15 protein-coding genes and 1 pseudogene are annotated in these 16,739 nt (G+C 63.5%); 8 read left to right on the top strand and 8 right to left on the bottom strand.

Features of this window, described 5'->3' with window-relative positions:
• Positions 1-151 precede the first annotated feature (151 nt).
• Positions 152-589: a MerR family DNA-binding protein gene (locus AC5Y49_RS05690; RefSeq protein ID WP_499884821.1), complete on the top strand. Its 438-nt coding sequence runs from the start codon at positions 152-154 to the stop codon at positions 587-589.
• Between the two features lie 404 nt (positions 590-993).
• Here AC5Y49_RS05690 and AC5Y49_RS05685 read toward each other — a convergent pair whose 3' ends face one another.
• The 3 genes and pseudogenes from AC5Y49_RS05685 to AC5Y49_RS05675 all read right to left on the bottom strand — a co-directional run bounded on the left by AC5Y49_RS05685 (position 994) and on the right by AC5Y49_RS05675 (position 3,970).
• The gene (locus AC5Y49_RS05685; protein ID WP_499884820.1) at positions 994-1,320 is read right to left on the bottom strand and encodes a DUF1416 domain-containing protein; all 327 of its coding nucleotides are present in this window, start codon (positions 1,318-1,320) and stop codon (positions 994-996) included.
• A gap of 400 nt (positions 1,321-1,720) precedes the next feature.
• A pseudogene (locus AC5Y49_RS05680) lies at positions 1,721-1,897 on the bottom strand (hypothetical protein); the annotation flags it as partial.
• Positions 1,898-2,719: 822 nt separating this feature from the next.
• Entirely contained in the window at positions 2,720-3,970 is a 1,251-nt protein-coding gene (locus AC5Y49_RS05675; protein ID WP_499884819.1) for a threonine synthase, read from the bottom strand.
• A 512-nt stretch (positions 3,971-4,482) separates the two neighbouring features.
• Here AC5Y49_RS05675 and ricR point away from each other — a divergent pair.
• The 4 genes from ricR (at position 4,483) to AC5Y49_RS05655 (ending at position 8,270) form a co-directional block, all read left to right on the top strand.
• Positions 4,483-4,773 (top strand): copper-sensing transcriptional repressor RicR, encoded by a 291-nt coding sequence (gene ricR, locus AC5Y49_RS05670; protein WP_499884818.1) that lies wholly within the window; start codon positions 4,483-4,485, stop codon positions 4,771-4,773.
• 377 nt (positions 4,774-5,150) lie between these two features.
• Positions 5,151-5,594 carry a putative copper homeostasis (lipo)protein LpqS gene (lpqS, locus tag AC5Y49_RS05665; RefSeq protein ID WP_499884817.1) on the top strand — a complete coding sequence of 148 codons (444 nt, stop codon included), beginning with the start codon at positions 5,151-5,153 and terminating at the stop codon, positions 5,592-5,594.
• 106 nt (positions 5,595-5,700) lie between these two features.
• Positions 5,701-6,885, top strand: coding sequence for a PLP-dependent cysteine synthase family protein (locus tag AC5Y49_RS05660; RefSeq protein WP_499884816.1), 1,185 nt, complete (start codon positions 5,701-5,703; stop codon positions 6,883-6,885).
• Positions 6,882-8,270 (top strand): MFS transporter, encoded by a 1,389-nt coding sequence (locus tag AC5Y49_RS05655; RefSeq protein WP_499884815.1) that lies wholly within the window; start codon positions 6,882-6,884, stop codon positions 8,268-8,270. The genes AC5Y49_RS05660 and AC5Y49_RS05655 overlap by 4 nt, the downstream gene beginning before the upstream one ends.
• Before the next feature lie 102 nt (positions 8,271-8,372).
• Here AC5Y49_RS05655 and AC5Y49_RS05650 read toward each other — a convergent pair whose 3' ends face one another.
• Positions 8,373-8,963 carry a transcriptional repressor gene (locus AC5Y49_RS05650; protein WP_499884814.1) on the bottom strand — a complete coding sequence of 197 codons (591 nt, stop codon included), beginning with the start codon at positions 8,961-8,963 and terminating at the stop codon, positions 8,373-8,375.
• A gap of 133 nt (positions 8,964-9,096) precedes the next feature.
• On the opposite strand from AC5Y49_RS05650, the gene nicT reads away from it, so the two are divergent.
• From nicT to AC5Y49_RS05635, 3 genes are all read left to right on the top strand, one after another.
• Positions 9,097-10,215, top strand: a complete 1,119-nt coding sequence (gene nicT, locus AC5Y49_RS05645) for a Nickel transporter NicT (protein ID WP_499884813.1) — start codon at positions 9,097-9,099, stop codon at positions 10,213-10,215.
• A 432-nt stretch (positions 10,216-10,647) separates the two neighbouring features.
• Positions 10,648-10,947 carry a PE family protein gene (locus AC5Y49_RS05640; protein ID WP_499884812.1) on the top strand — a complete coding sequence of 100 codons (300 nt, stop codon included), beginning with the start codon at positions 10,648-10,650 and terminating at the stop codon, positions 10,945-10,947.
• A 15-nt stretch (positions 10,948-10,962) separates the two neighbouring features.
• Positions 10,963-12,204 (top strand): PPE family protein, encoded by a 1,242-nt coding sequence (locus tag AC5Y49_RS05635; RefSeq protein ID WP_499884811.1) that lies wholly within the window; start codon positions 10,963-10,965, stop codon positions 12,202-12,204.
• Between the two features lie 164 nt (positions 12,205-12,368).
• Here the strand turns inward: AC5Y49_RS05635 and AC5Y49_RS05630 are convergent, their stop codons facing one another.
• The 4 genes from AC5Y49_RS05630 to AC5Y49_RS05615 all read right to left on the bottom strand — a co-directional run bounded on the left by AC5Y49_RS05630 (position 12,369) and on the right by AC5Y49_RS05615 (position 16,709).
• Complete coding sequence (locus AC5Y49_RS05630; RefSeq protein ID WP_499884810.1) at positions 12,369-12,689, bottom strand: transposase; 321 nt, start codon at positions 12,687-12,689, stop codon at positions 12,369-12,371.
• 236 nt (positions 12,690-12,925) lie between these two features.
• The gene (locus tag AC5Y49_RS05625; RefSeq protein WP_499884809.1) at positions 12,926-14,320 is read right to left on the bottom strand and encodes an MATE family efflux transporter; all 1,395 of its coding nucleotides are present in this window, start codon (positions 14,318-14,320) and stop codon (positions 12,926-12,928) included.
• Between the two features lie 11 nt (positions 14,321-14,331).
• Complete coding sequence (locus tag AC5Y49_RS05620) at positions 14,332-15,699, bottom strand: type III PLP-dependent enzyme domain-containing protein (protein ID WP_499884808.1); 1,368 nt, start codon at positions 15,697-15,699, stop codon at positions 14,332-14,334.
• Positions 15,690-16,709, bottom strand: a complete 1,020-nt coding sequence (locus tag AC5Y49_RS05615) for an ornithine cyclodeaminase (RefSeq protein ID WP_499884807.1) — start codon at positions 16,707-16,709, stop codon at positions 15,690-15,692. The genes AC5Y49_RS05620 and AC5Y49_RS05615 overlap by 10 nt, the downstream gene beginning before the upstream one ends.
• Positions 16,710-16,739: the final 30 nt, after the last annotated feature.

The raw sequence follows: 16,739 nt of genomic DNA, 5'->3' as shown, positions 1-16,739 counted from the left end.
CGTCGACGTTGCCTTCGCGGAGCGCGGCGCTGCCGGACGACTTGTGCAATTCAGCCAGAATAGGGGGCAGGGTAAACGGACTCACTACCCTGACGCCGAGCCCCGAACGACCAACGAATGCGCTTGAATCCGGCCGCGGGAAGGATCACTAATGACGACTGCCGTCCGTGAACGGGCCCTTGTGACGCACACCGTCGGCGACGCCGCCGACGCCGTCGGCGTCTCGGCCAAGGCCATCCGGATCTGGGAAGCCAAGGGGCTGCTGCCGCCGGCTGAGCGCACCCAAGCCGGCTACCGGTTGTTCAGCGACGACGACATCGCGATCCTGCGGTTTATCGTGCGGGCCCGGACCCTCGGCCTGACGTTGTCGGAGATCAAAGACATCCTCGACTTGCATCGCCACGGCATGGCGCCCTGTGAGCAGGTCGCCGCGCTGCTCGACAAGCACATTCGCGACATTGACCGCGCCATCGCCGACTTACGCGCGCTACGCACCACGCTGGCCGCTGCGTTACAGACTGCCCGCAGCGATCAACGCCGCGGACAGGCCGCCACCGTCTGTCGTATTATTGAATCGCCAACGGCATAGAGAGCCTTGCCCGCGGGCGATGATTCGTGCGGCAGAAAGCGCGCTGGCCAATTCGTTGACCAGCCGCAATTCGGCGGTCGAGACCCACCCGTGGAACCCGATACCGGCTGTGGCAACCCGGTTCTCGGGCAGGCGCCGCGATCACAGCCTGCGTTTGCGATGCAATTCGTCATCCTTGGGCAGGGACACCACGGTGACCGTGCTGGACAGTGTCCTAAGTTCATGGGGTTTTCAGCACCATCCCGGATCATTCGGCCCGCAACCCGACGAGCAAACGATCGCGACGCTCGACAGTTCCGCACTGCCCGCGTGCTATCTGGTGGCCACGCACGCGAGGGGCGGCGTCGGCACCGCGGGTTTCGAGCAACCGGGCGATGCTGGCCGCGCTGCCGGGTATTTCGTATCTAGCAGCCAGCGGTCCAGGTAGTGATTTTGATGTCCACCTCATGGATACCCGGGCCCATGGGGGTGATTACGGCGTCGCCGCTGCCGATGATCGACGACCGCGCACGTACCGTCCATGATCCCGGCGAAGCGAACACCCGGAACTCACCGGTGCGCGACGCGACCACCTCCGCCGTGAACTCGTCGGACGCGTCCAGCAGTCGCACAAACGCGCCACCAACCGGCCGACCGGAGTCGTCGACGACCCGGCCAGCAATCACGGTCTCGTTATCGACGCCGACACCAGCCGGCGCTGTGGTCCGTTGTTGCGTAGGTGCAGCGCACATATCCGCTCCCAATTCGATTGGAGCTCCCACCAGGGAGCCGGTCCAATTATCGTCATCGTTCTTGATGTGCTTGTGCCGATAGGCCGTCGACAGCTTCAAACGCCCGTGAGCTTCCCGGTCAGTCCACTGAGGCGCTTTCCGCATCTGAAAACCCTCCCCTTCATGCGCAGCCGCAGGATTCCGCCGATGGTGGCCCCGACAGTAGACCGTGCCTCTGGGGCAAGGTCAAGCGTTGCGCCACAATGCCGCCGCGAACATCCATCGCGTACCGCTGCTGACCCACAACCGGGGCGATTTCGAGCTATCAGCCCTCCGACCACATTTGAGCTGTAGGTCAGCGGGATAAATATGGGCGCGGGCTTAAGCGCGCCATTGAACGAGCGCAGGCATTCTCATCCGCTCAAACCCATTCGTCAGATCGATGACAGTCGTCAATCGCAAGCCGGTAGCCGCGCTTGACGACTGTCGCCACGATGTTCTTGTCGCCCAGGGCTGCTCGTAGCCGCAGCACCGCTGTGTCGACCGCGGGGATGTCGGTGCCGTTGCGCGGCAGCCCGCGTAGTGTTGCCATCCTGGACCGCGACAGAGCCTCATCCAACGGAACCGGCCGCGCAGATCGGTTTTGCCCATACTGTCGAAACCGCTTTCCGCGTAGACGTTTTCGACGCGCCTCCGCATGTTGAGCGGAGCGTCGTCTTTCTTAAGCTGTTCGATGGCGTTGAGCGGCTACGGTCGCTGAGCGCCCACCAGCTTCGCGGGGCGGGGTGCGGTCATTCGGGCCTTCCTTTCGGGTAGTGCCTTCGCAAGCCGCGATGACCGCCGGCGACTGTGTCCGGCTGCGCAGACCCGGCGGCGAGCTGGAAATACCGGTGGGCGGGTCTAGGCGTCAGGGCAGACAGCGGCAGCTGCAGACTCGTCTGAGATCGATATGCCGTCGCGACACGACGCCTAGGCCCGAGCCCGGTGCCGTGATCAACGACCCACGGAGCTGTGATGCCTCCAACCCCAAATAGGCTGACCAGGCCAAAGGTTTATCACAGTGAGTAAAAAGTATCCAAGCACCCTTAGGACGGCCCGTAACAAATCCTGGAGCCCCCTGGGGGACTTCGTTGTCACGCCGCATACCGGTCGGGGCGCCACCGCTTCATTCGGACAGGCCCTACCAGATCGTGGTGTGGGTGGCGATCGTCGCGGGATTCTGGTGATTGTCGCGACCACCGTGTTGTCGGTCTTTGCCATCTGGGTGTCTAAGCACCAGTAGGATTCCGGCCACGGTTCCGGAAAGGCGGCCGCCGACGAAACCAGCCGGGCGAACACTAGTTGTTCGTCGTGCCTGGCGGGGCCTCGACTTCGATGAAGCCCGGAACGACAGATCTGTTCAGACGGTCACAATGTATTGTCATCGGCACATGCCCGCCGGCAGCGCACCCTCAAGAGCCGCCAGGGTGGGTTCAAGCACCGGTAGATCGCGCAGGTGGCCCGCGGAGGAACCGGGATCCTTCAACCCGGTCGACGTCGATAACAGCACCACACTCTCCTCGGGATCAATCCACCTCCGCTCGGCAAGGTGGTGGGCGGCGAGCACCGTCAACACGGATGCCCCTTCTACGTAAATGCCCTCGGTCGAGGCCAACTCGAGTTGCATACGAGCGATCGCGTCATTGCTTGGTTCGGCTACCGCCGTCCCGTTAGTGGCTCTTATGGCGTCCAACCCCTGATAAGTCGCCCTACGTGTCGCCACGGAGAACGCCATTGAAGGCTGCGCGGGAACCGTAGGTTGCTGTCCTTCTTGGGAATGGAGCCCGCGGGCGTAGGCGCCGAACAGCTCCGCCGCAACCAACCTGGGCATGCGGCTGGCAAGACCCAAACCCATAAGGTCGGAAAATCCTCGGCGAATACCGGCCAACCCATCACCATGGGCGGTTGGCACCACGACAACATCCGGCGTTTCGCCGAGTTGGCGCCACAGCTCGTAGGCGATTGTTTTGTATCCCTCGATGCCAAACGGGTTGGAGCCGATCGGGGGGATCACAAGCCCAGACATCGGTACCCAGCCGAACGCCTCGACCGCTGCCCGCAACACCGACCACCGGTCTGGGCCCTTGTCGTAGGCGACGACGCAGGCGCCGTATGCCTGCATCAGGATGCGCATCTCGCGTGGTACCGACGAGACGGTGAGCACCACGCAGCCAAGCCCAGCCGCAGCGGCGTAGGCCGCGGCCGCTGCACCATGGTTGCCGGTCGAGGAGACGACGACGGTTGAAGCTCCAGACGCCGCCGCCTTGGTGACGGCGACCGCCGCCAGCCTGTCCTTATATGACCATGTCGGATTGCGCGCTTCGTCTTTGAGCATGAGTCTGTGCAAGCCCAGTCGAGGTCCCAGCCGATGCAACGGAATCAGAGGCGTCCCACCTTCTCCCCGGCTCACCGCGACGTCGTCGTGCGCCAACGGCAGCAACCCGCGAAAGCCAAAAATGCCTGGCTCGGAGGCCTGCCACGGCAAGGCACCGGGCGCCAACGCGTATGCAGGGGTGAGGTTGGCTCCGATGCCGCGGCGTGCGCAGTCGGGACATCCAAACGATGCTTGGTCTTCGCGTGCCTCCAATCCACACCGGGGACAACGCAGAAAACCGAGATAGCCATCGTTCATAACGCCCTGGCAGCGAATACATGGTCGACTGTCACGGACAGTGCGAAGTTTTCGTCGGATACCGCCATGCCATCCTGCACCATCAGTCCGAGCCCCCGTATCCAACCAGTGGAAAGGCGTCACAAAGTAGGCAACCATACCGCTGCCACATGAGGGCTTCGGCCGGGAGGGAGGCTCCCCCAAATCTCGACGAACCCGATGGATGGCCGCAGCGTTGTATGCGCCGGACCGAGAGGAACTGAGGCCGGGTGGCAAGATGTGCATGAACGGGCTCGTCGAGCGGGTGACGGTGACGGGAAATCTCGCACATGCTTGGTGCCGCCATCGTTCCATGTACCCCTACGGGGTAGGTATGATGGCTGCATGACCCGTGCCGATCCGCTGCATTCCCGTGGTCCTGGCCGTTGCCTGGAAGCCCTGGGTTTGCAGTCCATGATCGGCCACTGCTGAGGCGCGATCGCGCTGGCTACTACAGCTGAGATCACCCGACGGCTAATACGCGAGGAGGCCAGATGACAACCCCGCCCGGATATTCGGCGCAGAAGGACAACTATGCCAAGCGGCTACGCCGCATTGAAGGCCAGGTTCGCGGCATCGCCAAGATGATCGACGAAGACAAGTACTGCATAGATGTCCTAACACAGATAAGCGCGGTCAATAGTGCCATGCGGTCGGTGGCGCTGAACTTGCTCGATGAGCACCTCGACCACTGCGTGACACGCGCAGTCGCCGAGGGCGGCGACGACGCTCAAACGAAGCTGACCGAAGCGTCTGCAGCCATCGCACGACTCGTACGTTCCTGATCGCACGGCAGGGCAAGCGTGCCTCCGCTTAGTCCACGAGACGTCGCCGAGCGTTGACACCCTATATCTCCCCGGGTATGGCCGGATCCACGACGAGACCAGGAAACCGAACCCGTTTGTTACAGGCCGGCGGATGCAATTGCGGTGACGCTATAACGGCTGGCTCGTCATAACGGCTGGCTCGCCCGGGACATTGACCAAGCAGTCTCCTGCAACCGCCATCGCGCGCCAATGAAAATCGTTTTCAGCTAACCGCTAGACCGAAACCCTCGGGCGACTCGGCCAAATCGCAACCCGGGTGAGCGGCAGCGGCGTAATCGAGATCACTTCATCCTGACACTTGGCAACGCCCGGAGATGGGCGTACCCTCTGGGGGTATGGGGTTCTTGCGGATGCGAGCGGAGGCCGGACGCGTGGCCGCGCGCAGCCGGCCACAGCTGCGCTTCCTCGTCGCCGTTGTGGCGGCGGTGGGGATGCTCGCAATCGCCGCCCACTCCGACGTACTGCGGCCGGTATCCCACACGTCTCTGTCAGCGCACACTGTGGCACCCTCGCTGGGCGGAGAATCCGCTATCGCCGTCGGTCACCCACACCTTGACGATGGTTCGTCCGGCGTGCACCACGAGGCGTTCCCAACCGTGATGCTGACAAAGTCGTCGTTCACCGCTCTGGTTGCGCTTGCTCTGGTAGCGGCCTTCGTCGTCAGCGCGGGTTCAACGGCCAGTCTTATTGTGCCGGCTGGGCGGGGTCCCCCGCTTGGGCCGGTGGGTGCCCTCACGGGTCAAGATCTGTTGACCCGGATCTGTCTTTCTCGTCGCTGAATGGTCAGCGTCAAGCTGTTGTGCTTTGCCACAACGGCCGGTGACCGCTGCCCATGTCAATGGCCGCGCTCTGCGTTGCGGCCTTACACCAGAAAGCGACGATCTCATGAACAACCTTCTGTCTTTGAAAGCCTGCGAGCTCTCCGACCTGTCCCTCGACACCATCGACCTGCAGAGCTCACCGCAACCCACCCTGGCGAACGGCCAGCGCACCGCCGCCAGCTGCGACCCCGCCCCCGGTCCTAATCGCCGGCCCAACGCCTTGGTCGGCAACACTCCGGTGCTACGTATCTCGGAACCGCTGACCGCCACCGATCGCGGATTTTGGGCCAAACTCGAGGGGTTCAACCCGGGCGGCAGCATGAAAGACCGTCCCGCCCTGCACATGGTTGAACGCGCCCGTGTCCGTGGCGAGCTGCGGCCCGGGGCCCGCATTGTCGAGTCCACCAGCGGATCACTCGGATTAGGGCTCGCGCTGGCCGGCACGACCTACGGGCATCCGGTCACCGTGGTCACCGACCCAGGCATGGAGCCAATCGTGCAAAATATGCTGCGCGCTTACGGTGCCGACGTCGATCTGGTCACCGAGCCGCACCCCACTGGGGGCTGGCAACAAGCCCGCAAAGACCGGGTCGCCGAGCTGCTGGCCGCCGACCCCGACGCGTGGTGCCCCGACCAGTACACCAACCCCGACAACATCGACGCCTACCGGTCGCTGGCGCTGGAGCTCATCGAGCAACTCGGGCAGATTGACGTCCTGGTCTGCTCGGTGGGCACCGGCGGCCACTCCGCGGGTGTGGCCCGGGTGCTTCGCGAGTTCAACCCGAACCTGAAAGTCATCGGCGTGGACACCATCGGTTCAACGATCTTCGGCCAACCCGCCACCAAGCGGCTGATGCGCGGGCTGGGGTCGAGCATCTATCCGCGCAATGTCGACTATGCGGCGTTCGACGAGGTGCACTGGGTGGCCCCGGCCGAGGCGGTGTGGGCGGCCCGCGCCCTGACGGCCACCCACCACGCCAGCGGCGGCTGGAGCGTCGGCGCGGTTGCGCTGGTGGCCGGTTGGGCGGCGCGCACGATGTCACCGGGCACCACTATTGCGGCGGTCTTTCCCGACGGTCCGCAACGCTATTTCGACACCATTTACAACGACGACTACTGCCGCGAACACGGTCTGCTCGATCACCTTCCCCCCGACGAGCCGGCCGTTATCACCGACCCTACTGAGCGGGTCGTCGAATCCTGGACGCGCTGCGCGACCGTCATCGACCCTGCTGCAGCGCTGCGATGAGTGAGTTCATGGCGCAGTTTCGCAGCTTCGACCGGTCGGCCCGGATGCTGATGATCAACCAGTTCGGCATCAACATGGGTTTCTACATGCTGATGCCCTACCTGGCGGCCTACCTCGCCGGCCCGCTCGGGCTGGCGACGTGGGCCATCGGGCTGGTGCTCGGTGTCCGCAACTTCTCCCAGCAGGGCATGTTCGTCGTGGGCGGCACGCTGGCCGACCGGATCGGCTACAAGCCGTTGATCGTGGCCGGATGCCTGCTGCGCACCGGCGGATTCGCCTTGCTGATCGTTGCCCAGTCCCTACCAGCGGTGCTGATCGCCTCCGCGGCCACAGGTTTCGCCGGGGCATTGTTCAACCCGGCAGTGCGCGCTTACCTGGCCGCGGATACCGGCGAACGTCGGGTGGAAGCCTTTGCCGTGTTCAACATCTTCTACCAGGCCGGGATCCTGTTGGGCCCGTTGGTCGGAGTCTTGCTGGTGGCGATCGACTTCCGGGTTACCGCTGGTGCCGCGGCGGTCGTCTTCGCAGTGCTCACGGTGGCGCAGTTGGTGGCGCTTCCGCAGCACAGCGCCGAACCGGCTCAGGAAAAGACTTCCATACTCGATGACTGGCGCGTCGTCATCGCCAACCGGTCCTTCCTGCTCTTCGCCGCGGCGATGATCGGCTCCTACGTGTTGTCCTTCCAGGTCTACCTCGCCCTTCCGCTACAAGCTTCGATCATTTCGCCGCGCTACGAATCCGCGCTAGTAGCAGGGATTTTCATCGTTTCAGGTCTGGTCGCTGTCGCAGGACAACTGCGCATCACCCGCTGGTTCGCCGCACGATGGGGCCGAGGACGCAGTCTGGCCATTGGCATGACGATCTTGGCGGTCTCCTTCGTGCCACTGACCCTCATCCCCGACAGTTCCGCATACGGGACAATTGCGGCGGCCGCCGCGCTACTGCTATCAGCGGCCGGGTTGGCCGTTGGCGGGGCCGCGATCTTCCCGTTCGAAATGGACACCGTCATGGCGCTGGCCCGCGGCCGGCTGGTGGCAACCCACTACGGGTTCTACAACACAATCGTCGGGATCGGAATCCTTGCCGGCAACCTGGCCACGGGCTGGCTCATGGGTGCAGCGCGCCAGCTCGGCATCGGCCAAGTTGTTTGGGCAGGACTCGTTCTCGTCGGCCTCATCGCCGCTCGGGCCGTGTACCGCCTCGACCGCGCCCACCGTCTGGAAGCCCAAGACACACCGGGTATTCAGCACGTGGAGCAGGTGAGGGAGCAGACCGTGATCCAGGAGCCAACTCCGTTACCCATCATCTGCGCGGCCGAGGTAAATGAAAACGATGGCTATCGCGATCGGAGACATGAGTTGGCGCTCAGCGAATCTGCGGCCTGATGAGCGCCGCTTATGAGGTTCTTCGGAAGAGCGCCCGGGATACAGGACAGGAGTTCTCGGACACACTAGATCCTGAGCGGCCTCGCAGTCCGCGGTCCGCGGCTACTGACCCTGCTGGCGAGGCTGCGCGGTTGCCGAGCGCTTTAACATATCGCGCTCCAATGCCAACTCGGCGTTCTCCTTGCGCAGCCGGTTGAGCTCATCGCGTTCGCTCTCGCTCAGCGGACCGCCCCCTTCAGCCTGGCACTGCGGGCAGAGGCCGTGCAGGGTGAGGCCCGCACGCTCAGACAGTGCGAAGGAACTACCCGCCATCGCATGTTCGAGTGCCGAAGTCAGCTGTTGCGCCGGTACTTCGGCGATCGAACCGCATCGGGTGCACACGGCGTGGTGGTGCGGTTCTGCGGCCAAGCCATACCTCGTGACACCACCCTTGACAGTCAGCACGTGCAGTAGGCCCTGGTCGACCAGGGTGGTCACCGTGCGGTAAATCGTCGCCAGGTCCGGCGACGTGCTCCCGACCGGTGCGCCCTCGCGCAACCGCTGGTCGATCTCGGCGACCGACAGATGACCACGGCTGGGCTCGAGCACCGCCAACACCGCGATCCGCGACGCCATCCGCCGCAGCCCATGGGCGCGCAGCAGCTTCCCGATCCGTTCGGTGACGGCCGGATCCAGCGCCGACTGCTTGATCACCTATTCAGTATCGCGCGTGGATGGTCGACTCACACCAGCGAAGAGCTTGCAATCTTTTTGCGAACTCTATGCATCAGCCTGGCGCGGCGGGTTAGTGTTTTTGTGGCTCAGTTTCCACACCGAGGGACGCGACATGGTAGGTCCTTTACTCAGTCGGCAGCCGTCATCGCGGTCTAAGCTGCGCGGGGCATTGACACCGGACGAGTGGCTGCGCCTGGGCTCGATGCTCGCGGTAATCGCCGCGCTGCATCTGGTGGGTTGGACCATCCTGGTGCTCATCGTCGAGCCGGCGCACTTCAGTGTCGGCGACAAAGCGTTCGGCATCGGCATTGGGCTGACGGCGTACACGCTGGGCCTGCGGCACGCGTTCGACGCCGACCACATCGCCGCCATCGACAACACCACCCGCAAGCTGATGAACGACGGCCAGCGTCCCTTGGCCGTCGGGTTCTTCTTTTCCCTGGGCCACTCCAGTGTCGTCTTCGGACTGGCGCTGCTGCTGTCCATCGGGCTCAAGGCCATCATCGGGCCGGTCAAAGACGATTCCTCGGCGCTGCATCACTACACCGGCTTAATCGGCACCGCCGTCTCAGGCGTATTCCTCTATCTGATCGCCATCATTAATGTCGTCATTCTCATCGGCATCCTGCGCGTGTTCGCGCGGATGCGCCGCGGCATCTATAACGAGGATGAACTCGAAGCGCAGTTAAACAGCCGCGGATTGATCAATCGCATCCTTGGCCGCTTTACCCGATCGATCACCCAGTCGTGGCACATGTACCCGATCGGCCTGCTGTTCGGGCTGGGGTTCGACACCGCCACCGAGGTCGCGCTACTTGTGTTGGCGGGCACTAGCGCCGCGGCCGGCCTGCCCTGGTATGCCATATTGTGTCTGCCCGTGCTGTTCGCGGCCGGGATGTGTCTGCTGGACACCATCGACGGCTCCTTCATGAATTTTGCGTACGGCTGGGCGTTTTCCAACCCGGTCCGGAAGGTGTACTACAACATCACCATCACCGGGTTGTCGGTCGGCGTTGCACTGCTCATCGGCACCGTCGAACTACTAGGGCTGCTGGCGCAACAGTTCAGATGGAGCGGTGCGTTTTGGGGTTGGATCGGCGGCATCAACCTCAATGCCATCGGCTTCGTCATCGTCGGGCTGTTCGTGGTGACATGGTCAGTGGCGCTGGCGATCTGGCGTTATGCACGCATCGAGGAGAAGTGGGGCATGCAGGCCGAACGCGTCGGCTGACACGCGTCCAAAGACCGGCTTGGGTCTATATCAAGCCGCGGGCACCGCCGTGCCGGGCTCGAGCTTGACGGAATAGTGCTCACAGCCAGCTGTGGGGCCCTTTCGTCAGAGACGCCCAGAATCACTACAGCTCGCCCACTCGATGGAGTCGAGCCGGGCGCCTTGCTGCTCCGATTAAGCCGCAAACCGTATGCGGCGCTGAACCTTTTACTACAGTATCGCACCTGTCGCCATCATCGCGGGCTTACAGCGCCTATTCACACATGATGACCGCAATATTTCCATCCGGTCCCGGCACGGCTTCTGCTGCCTGAAACAGCCTGTGCCAAACCAGCTCTCACGCACAGCTGCGCACAACAATCGTGTTGTCCATGATGCGCCCTAACACGAGCATGCCCATCGAGATCGGCTTGATCCTCGAAGGAGAACTCCATGTCATTCGTCACCATAACCCCGGGAACTATCTCAGCGGCGGCCAGTAACTTGCAGGGTATCGGGTCAGCCATGGCCGCGCGCAACATTGCGGCAGCCGCACCGACAACGGGGGTGGTTCCCGCCGCCGCCGATGAGGTCTCGGCGCTGACCGCAGCGCAATTCGCCGCGCATGCCGCCCTCTACCAGACGGTCAACGCGCAGGCCGCGGCGGTTCACGAGCTGCTGGTGAACATCCTGAACCTAAGCGGTGGTTCGTATTCGGCCACCGAAATTGCCAACGCAATGGCGACGAGCTGAAACGAAGTGGTAACCATGGATTATGCCGCATTACCGCCGGAAATCAATTCCGCCCGAATGTATTTGGGGCCCGGCTCGGGCCCACTGCTGGAAGCCGCATTGGCCTGGGACGCGCTGGCCAGCGACCTGCACTCCACGGCGACCTCCTCCGGGTCGGTGGTCTCTGGACTCACCAGCGGAGGGTGGCGCGGTCCCGCGTCGACGTCGATGGTAACCGCGACCGCGCCATACCTGAGATGGATGACCGCCACCGCGGCCCAAGCTGAGCAGGCCGGCAGCCAAGCCAAAGCGGCGGCGGGCGCCTATGAGGCCGCGTTCGCAATGACAGTGCCTCCGCCGGTGATCGCCGCCAACCGCACTCTGTTGATGTCGCTGATCGTTACCAACCTCCTCGGGCAGAACACTCCGGCGATCGCTGCCACCGAGGCCCATTACGCGGAGATGTGGGCCCAGGACGCCGCGGCGATGTACGGTTATGCCGACGCCTCCGCGTTGGCCTCGACATTGACACCGTTCGCCGAGCCGCCTCCCACCACTAGCGCGGCCGCGGCGACCGTACAGGCCGCGGCGGTCGCCAAAGCCGCCGGAACGTTCAGCGGCGCGAGCAGCGCAGCGACGCTGTCGCAGCTGTTCTCCGTGATACCCAACGCGTTGCACGGACTCGCCTCACCCGCGTCACTTCCGGCATCGACGTCGGGGCTCTCCGGGATCCTGGCTGGGTTAGGAATGGGCGGTACGGATCTGTCGAGCCCAGGGGGGTTTTTGGATTGGCTAGCCAACTCGCCGCTAGGACTCAACTCTAATCTGTGGAACACCATCTTTTCGTCGGGTTTCTACATGCCGAGTAACACCGTCGGTCCGTTTTTGAGCCTACTCGGGTTGGGGGCTGCGGATGCGGCTGAAGACGCAGCGTTGAGCTCGGCGGGGCAGGCCGCAGGCGCGGCCGCGGCCGGTGGCGCACTAGGTGGACTCGGCGGTTTGGGCGGCCTCAGTGGAGTGGCCGCAGGTTTGGGCCGAGCCGCCACCCTCGGCCCGTTGTCGGTGCCGCCGAGTTGGTTCGCGCCGACGCTGATGAACCCGGCTGCCTCGCTGTTGCCGGCCACCGGGCTGGGCGTCGCCCCGTCAATCGGGACCGGCACACCGGCAAGCATGCTCGGCGGATTGCCGCTGGGCGCTCCGCCCACTAATGGCTTCGGCAGCGCTCCCAAATACGGGTTCCGACCGACAGTGATGGCACAGTCCCCGGCCGGTGGGTAATCCGCCGCCATGCAGGTACGCGCGGCAGCCAGCCTGCAGTGACGTCGCGTACAAACGTGGCGGTGGATTCCTCCCACGGCCCACCTGGCCGGTACCTGAACGCTCGCCTGAAGCGTCGCGGGCGAACAGACCCTATCCGATGCACACGATCGATTTCACCGTCATCACCCTGGTGTAGGCGGCGAGCCGCTAGTGCGCCGGAGCATTCGCACGGCAGCGATGATACCGCCTTTCATAAAGCCCTGTGGCCCCACTTGTCGGCAGGCGGATTCGTGGGCCTCGGACATTCGCCAGCGCTCGTCGCGCACCCATGTGTGCAGCAGTCGCTCGTGCATGTCTAGCTCACGGGCGACGTCAGCAACCCGCTGATGCTCATCGACCACCGTGTGTGCGGCCTTCAACCGAAACTCTGGGGTGAACGGACGCCAATGTCGTGGCGTACCACCTAACTCAAACAGGATTATCGCCGATGCTGGCTTCACCATCAGCGGCACCGGTGACCGTCATCTACTGCGCTACATCAGCGCGCAACGCCCTCTAGTTCGGTGAGTCCGGCCACAAGTGCATTCGGGGCATATATTGATTTTTGGTTGCGGCAATGAGCGAAAAGCTTTGTCGGCGGTTGATAATGGAGTACTTGCCGTCCATGGCGTGGGCGTCACCGCAGCTAGTTGCAGCGGGTCTGCTGGTGCCTACTCGTCGATGTTCCACGTCTCGCAGGTTAGACAGTTTGTGGCAGGTCTCGGTAAAACCGGCGCAGTAGCAACACTGCTGTCGTGGCGAAGCCTGTGCTGAGCCCGATCCACACCCCTGGACCCTGCAAATGCGCTGGGAAGGCTAGCAATAGTATCGTAGGCAAGCCGACCATCCAATACCCGATCGACGTGACGTGAAATCCAGTCCTAGTATTTCCGATGCCTCGTAACAAGCCCACAGCGATGTTCTGGGTGAAGTCCACGATCTGCTGAACTATTGCGAAGAGCAGAAAGAGCTTGGCCAGCACCATGGTTGACGAATCGGCAGGATCAAGAAATGGCCGCAACACCATGGTTGGCGCCGCCACGTACACCAGCCCAATCAGGGCCGTAGTCAGCCATCCCAGCACCAGCGCTGCGGTGGCGATCTGCTGAGCATGTTCTTTGTCTGCCCTGCCGACCGCGCGGCTGATGAGAATTGACGCGCCATGGGACAAGCCGATACTGACCTGGAAGGCGATACGTGTCAGTTGGTTCACCACATTGTAGGCGGCTAGCGCGATCGGGCCGAACATCCCCATCACCACGGCGGCTAGGGAGGTGATGCCGGCCTCGGAGCCGTAGGTCAGCGAGATCGGGATGCCCAGACGTACGATGCTGCGCGCTGTTGCAGCGTCTGCCTTCCAGCCGTGGATGGACAGCAGCGGGGCAAGGTGGTTGTCGCGCCGCAGGATCCAGTAGAACGCGATCACAGTGGCTACTTGTACCAGCGTTGTGGCCAGCCCGATTCCGGCGAGCCCGAGTTTGGGGATTCCGAGCAGACCGTAGATGAACACCAGGTCTAATCCGGCGTTCACTCCGATAGAGGCGATGCTGACGGCTAACAGCGGGCCTGGTCGGCGCATGCCGACACTGAACTGGCGCAAGACGTTGAGCCACACCATGGGGATCAGCCCAGGTGCCAGGGTGATCATCATTGGTCGCGCCGCTCTCAGCACCTCCTCGTCGAGCCCGAAGAGCGGCAAAACATAACCCAAGCCGATCAGCGCGACTCCGAGGAGCGCAGCGGCCACGGTGGCCACCAAGAAGGCTGACCGGGTGATCTGGCGTATTTCGTTCTGCGCCTGGTCATCCGGGCGGTCGGTGCCCGAGCGTGTTTCGCCGCGGCCGGCCGCGCCGGCAACCAGGTTGCCCACCGCCGTGACGACACCGACGCACATGGTGCGCATCAAGTTGTATAAGGTGGCGGCCAGCCCGCCGGCGGCGATGGCCTGCACCCCGAGGAGTCCCATGATGGCCAAGTCGGTGGTGGTCAAGGCGACTTGGGCGAATTGGACGCCGGCGATCGGTGCCGCCAATGTGGTGAGTTGCCGGCTGGTACGCACCAGGTAACCAAGGCGCGCTCTGCGGGTCTCAGCCACGGGCGGACGACTCACTGAAGAGAGCCGTTTTCATCCAGCTGCCAGCGGAACCGGCCTTGGTCGTCGGGACTCACCACAATCTTGGGGGGCAAGGGAAGTCGGTGGAAGTCGGATTCGTTCTTGTCCATCTGGTAGCCGGCCGTATTGGGATAGATCAGCAGGTCGCCGTGCCGCGGTTCCCGTGGCAACACGACTTTGCGCCAGGTCAGCATGTCATATTCCAGGCAGCTGGCGCCACCGACACAGCTTCGCACCGAGGTTGTCGGATCGTGCTCGTCGGGGGTTTCATGCGGCCACAGCATCGGATCGGGAAGGAATTCGCTGGACTTCCATTGCTCCGACAGGCTCATGCTCAACCCGTCAACGGTGACGATCCCGTAGTCGCGTCGCCGCTTGAACCCCTGGACCGGGAAAACAGTGAACCCTGCCCCGTCCAGCAACGCACGCCCCGGTTCAATGAGCAGTTTGGTTTCTGTCTTCGCGAATTTTTCGCCGACTGTGCCTGCGCTGCAGTCTGTTTCGCTGGATAAGATCGCGGCCAGCATTTCCGCGCCGGTGGGCGACTGATGATAGGGGTAATAATGGGTGAAGGTCTTGCCGCTGTGAAAGTCTGACTCATCAGCGTCGCGCAGGAAGCGGGCCCACGTGTCGGCGTCCAGATAGCTCACCGCGAACCCGCCGCCGATCGAAATAGCCGTCGCTGCGAGCCCTTGCGCTCGTGCCTGCACGACACGGTCGACCAATCGGGCCGCTAGCTGCGCGCGCGGTTTGACCTCGTATCCGTTGAGGTGAAACGAGAACCCTTCCATGGACACTCGGGACCCCTGCTGGGCGCATCGCTGTAGCGCGATGTCCAGTTCGGCCGAGTCGAGGCCAAACCGGCTGTCGGGGTTGACGTCCGGGAGCACCCGCAGCACGATCCGGACACCATCGCCACGGTGGGCTAGCGCGATCACCCTGTCGAGCTCGTCGAGGGCGTCGACGGCGATCAAACAGCCGTGCCGAGAGGCCAGCCAGAGCAAATGCTCGTTCTTCGCCGGACCCGTGACGACGATGTCGGCACCGCGCACACCGCGGGCCAGTGCCTGAACCAATTCCGGGGCGCTGGACGCGTCGACCCCGGCGCCGGTCCTGGCGCACACCGATAGCCAGCATCCCGCTTTGTTCGCCTTCTTAGCGAAGAGCACTTGCCCGCGCACCCCCGACGAGGCGAAGACGTCGGCGAAGGCCTGCAGGTTGTGCTCGAAGCGCGGCGGAAACAGCACATGAAACGGGCCGCCTATCGCATGAGCCATATCGGCTAGCAACGACGGATCGGCTGTGATCTGTTGAAACCATGACGGCGCAACTGCCGGCAATGTCAAGGGCGCTAGCTCCACAGCCGGATCTCCTGTCCCCGCCCCAGCGCGATCGCCTGGGTGGCCAGCGCATGCGCCACCGGGATGTCGGTGATGGCCATGCCGCTGTTGAATACGAAAACCCGGTCGGTTTTGTCCCGCCGGGGAGGCGCCGTTCCGGCAAGGATGTCGGGCAGTTCGGCGTCCAGCGGCAGCGAGCCGTCCTCGTTGGCGAAGCGGGTACCGGTCACGGCGAGCTGGCCGGCGGTGGTCGCGACTCCGTAGTCGGCGTCGCGCAGCGATGACGGGTGCACTCCTGTGCCGTTCACCGAGATGAACAGCGCCCCGGGTTTGAGCCAGCTGGTGCGCAGCTTGACGTCGGTGGCCGGGCCGGCCGACGTCGCGACCATGACATCCGACTCGCCAGCGGCCTGCTCCGGGTCAGTCACTATCTCGATGTCTCGATCGGGATGTTGTTCGCGCAAATACGCGCGTACCGAGGCGATTCCGTCGGGATGCGTGGCAAACAGCAGCAGCCGGTCTAACTCGGGAAGAGCGCTGAGCAGGAATGGAAAGGTTTCCCTGCCCTGCGCACCAGAACCGCTCACCAGCGCGGTGCGCGCTCCGGCGGGGGCGCATGCGGCGGCGATCAGCGCGGTGCTGGCCGCGGTTCGCAATGTGGTGACTCGGGTGCAATCCATAAACGCTAACGGCACACCGGTCTTATCGTCGTAGAGAGCGATGGTGATGTATTCTTTTTTGCCGTCGTCGTTTTGCATGTAATAGTCTTTGAAGGCCAAGACTTGCAAACCGCCGTCATAGCCGGGCATCGCATATGACGCTGAATCTCTATGCGGTGAACGCATCATGATTTTCGCTGGGGCTCGGGAAGAGCCTTGTGCCACCCGTAGATACGCGCCCCGCACGGACTCGATCACGTCGCTGGGAGTGATGGGAAGGTCGGCGATGTCGCTGCGGGTAAGCACCGGCAACGCCACGCCCTCACGAGAGAGGATTTGCTGCACCGGTTGGCTTGCGGGCGGAGATTGCATGTGTTGGGTTCCGTTCTGCATATTGTTGTT

Source organism: Mycobacterium sp. NGS62 (genome assembly GCF_059812285.1).
This window is presented reverse-complemented; position numbering and strand designations above follow the sequence as displayed.